3 protein-coding genes are annotated in these 2902 nt (G+C 60.2%); all 3 read left to right on the top strand.

The genetic code is table 11. The annotated features are described in order from the left end of the window. The coding region (locus tag EN969_RS24885; protein WP_164758465.1) for a GGDEF domain-containing protein at window positions 1-208 on the top strand (208 nt) is incomplete at its 5' end. Between the two features lie 287 nt (window positions 209-495). Further along, on the top strand, window positions 496-1458 hold the full coding sequence (locus EN969_RS24880; RefSeq protein WP_013532434.1) for a glycosyltransferase: 963 nt from the start codon (window positions 496-498) through the stop codon (window positions 1456-1458). Window positions 1459-1610: 152 nt separating this feature from the next. Then, complete coding sequence (locus EN969_RS24875) at window positions 1611-2837, top strand: anion transporter (RefSeq protein ID WP_013532433.1); 1227 nt, start codon at window positions 1611-1613, stop codon at window positions 2835-2837. The last annotated feature ends 65 nt before the right edge of the window (window positions 2838-2902 follow it).

The following is a 2902-nucleotide window of genomic DNA, read 5'->3' as shown; positions in this document are numbered from 1 at the left end:
GATGGAATTCTCTCCCGGCGGCATGCCGTGTCCGCTTTCCGTCAGCATCGGCGGCACAAGCTTTACCGGCCCGATCACCTATGAGGAAATGTTCTCCGCTGCCGACAGAAGGCTTTACACGGCCAAGTCGAACGGACGCGATCAAGTCAGCTTCGATCCGGCCGGAACGTCTCCGGCGCCTGCGCCCGGCGTCGCCACCGTGCATTGATGGCAGAAACTTGCAGAAGGCTGATCGGGAAGCTCTCGAAACAGACGCTCCTTCTATGTTTCCAAATGCTTATAATCAGCCGCAAGGAATCCGATCCTTACGGATAGCATGCCGGCTCGATGGGCCATGGACTGCAACCGCTTGCCGGTATACTCCCCCGCGTTGGCGATTTTCGTTGTCGGCAGAAACGGTTTTGACTCTGAGTTTCCAAGCGTTCCGGCCGACAGCGATCATGATTTTTGATGCTGGCGAACATATGCGGAAACGGTCAGGTAAACACAGCTATTATGATCCATTTGTTCAACGGCTTTCAGGACCCCTTCGGTGGCAGTGACCTTGAAGCTCTGGAACTGTACCGGTTGTTGAGTGTCGATTCCGAGGTGCATCTGTGGGCAACCTCCTCCAGCGTGTCCGGCGAGTTGATGCGGAATTTCCCGATTCGCCGCGTCTCGCTGTCGAAGTGGGATGTACCGAATGGCGGTACCTACGTCTTTCTCGGCTCTCATTGGCGCAACAAGATATGGCCTTACCTGATCCCGCGGCCGCGCCGGCTGATCTATGTCTTCAATACCTTTCACCCGAAAATCATCTCGCTGACGAGACGCATGCCCCGCATGCTGAACTGGCCCGACGCCGAACTGGTGCTGATTTCCGATTTTCAGAGACGGATGCTCCAAGTCGATGGCACCGTGCATCCGTCTCCGATCGATATCGAACGTTTTTCACCACGGCGTCTGGGTTCGGATCGTCCCTTCACCGTCGGACGCTTGAGCCGCGATGGGCCGGGCAAACATCATCCCGATGACATACCCCTCTACAAGACATTGCTGGCCGAAGGTACAGCCTTGCGGATACAGGGAGGGATAGGGCTCAAGGACAGCCTCATGCCGCATCCGCAACTCGAACTGTTCCCACCCGGCCAATTTTCCGCCGAAGAGTTTCTGCAGACGCTCGACGTGTTTTATTATCGCACCGGTTGGCATATGGAAACCTTCGGTCGCGTGGTGTTCGAGGCGATGGCCTGCGGGTTGCCCGTGGTCTGCCATTCATATGGCGGTTATTCCGACCATATCAGGCATGGCGAAAACGGTTTCTTGTTCGAAACGACGCAGCAGGCGGCGCGCATCCTGGCCGATCTCAAAGCCGACCCGGCGCTGCGGGCGGCAGTGGGCCTCAAGGCACGGCAGACCGTCGAGCAGACCTATTCTTCCCAAGCTGTGCGACAGAGGCTGGATTTCTACCTGCGTTAGCTGCACGTCATCCTTTGGGCCATGGGACATCCTTGGCGCAACAACATGCCCGCTGTCATCGATCTCGACATCGCGCTAAAGCAGGCACGCAAAGCGGACGAATGGGGCCGACAGCCAGCGGCGTGCCACAGACTGGGCAGGACTTCTTATCGATGACTTTGATGGGCGCGGCGGCACTGCTGATCCTGATCCTGACTTACGCCGGTGTCGCCATTGGCCGCATCCCCGGCCTGCGCCTCGACCGGGCAGGGATCGCGCTTCTCGGCGGGGCCGCGATGATCGCCATCGGCGCGCTCAGCATGGAGGATGCGTACCGGGCGATCAATTTCGATACCATCACGCTTCTGCTCGGCATGATGATTGTGGTGGCGCATTTAAAAGTGTCGGGCGCCTTTCGTGGCCTTGGCGCCGTCGCCATCGAGCACGCGCATGCGCCCTTCATGCTCTTGGTGATGGTGACGCTGCTGACCGGCGTGTTGTCCGCCTTCCTGGTCAACGACGCCATCTGTCTCGTCATGGCGCCGATCGTCGTCCACGTCACCCGTGTGATCAAGCGCAACCCGATCCCCTATCTGATCGCCACCGCCACCGCGTCGAATTGCGGCAGCGTCGCAACCATCACCGGCAATCCCCAAAACATGGTCATCGGTGCACTGTCGGGCATTTCCTATCCGGCCTTTTCGGCAGCGCTGGCTCCGGTCGCCCTGTTCGGCCTCGTCGCGGTCGTTGTCATCATCCGCATTGTCTTCCGGGCCGAATTCGCCCGCACCGTCCAACTGACGCCCGAGGTCTCGCGTGGCCGCATGCACAAGGGGCAGGTGCTGAAGGCGGTGGTGGTCTGCATCGGGCTGGCAATTGCCTTCTTCGCCGGCGTGCCCGTCGCCAAGGCAGCACTCATCGGCGGCGCCATCCTCTTGCTCACCCGGGCCATCAAGCCGGAGCGCATCTACCGCGAGATCGACGGTCCGCTGCTGTTCATGTTCGCCGGTCTGTTCGTTGTCGTCGCCGGCGCTGAAAAGACGCTTCTTTCGCCCGACATGATCGCTTCGGCCAGGAACCTCGGGCTGGACGACGTCTGGCGCTTGTCCGGCTTCACCGCGGTGCTTTCCAACATCATGAGCAATGTTCCGGCCGTGCTGGCGCTGCGGCCCTTCATACCCGGCCTCGAAAACCCCGAGCGCGCCTGGCTGGTCGTCGCCATGAGCTCGACGCTGGCCGGCAATTTCACGCTGCTGGGTTCGGTCGCCAACCTGATCGTCGCCGAACAGGCGCGGGCCGCCGGCACGACGCTGTCGTTCGGCGCTTTTTTCAAGGTCGGCTTGCCTTTGACGCTGATAACGCTGGCCGCCGGCACCGCATGGCTGGCTTTCGGTTTCTAATGCATGTCGCCCAAAAGTGGCCCCGGTTTTGGGCCAACGACATGCATAAAACCAAAGGCTTAAAG

Source organism: Mesorhizobium sp. M7A.F.Ca.CA.003.01.2.1, from assembly GCF_003998945.1.
In the GTDB taxonomy this organism is placed as follows: Bacteria; Pseudomonadota; Alphaproteobacteria; order Rhizobiales; family Rhizobiaceae; genus Mesorhizobium; species Mesorhizobium ciceri.
The sequence above is the reverse complement of the archived record's forward strand: the minus strand, read 5'-3'. Positions and strand labels throughout refer to the sequence as shown.

Bases quoted from the DNA above. Each gene is read 5' to 3' on its own strand.
- EN969_RS24875 (WP_013532433.1), top strand. From the start codon at position 1,611: ATGACTTTGATGGGCGCGGCGGCACTGCTGATCCTGATCCTGACTTAC.
- EN969_RS24880 (WP_013532434.1), top strand. From the start codon at position 496: ATGATCCATTTGTTCAACGGCTTTCAGGACCCCTTCGGTGGCAGTGAC.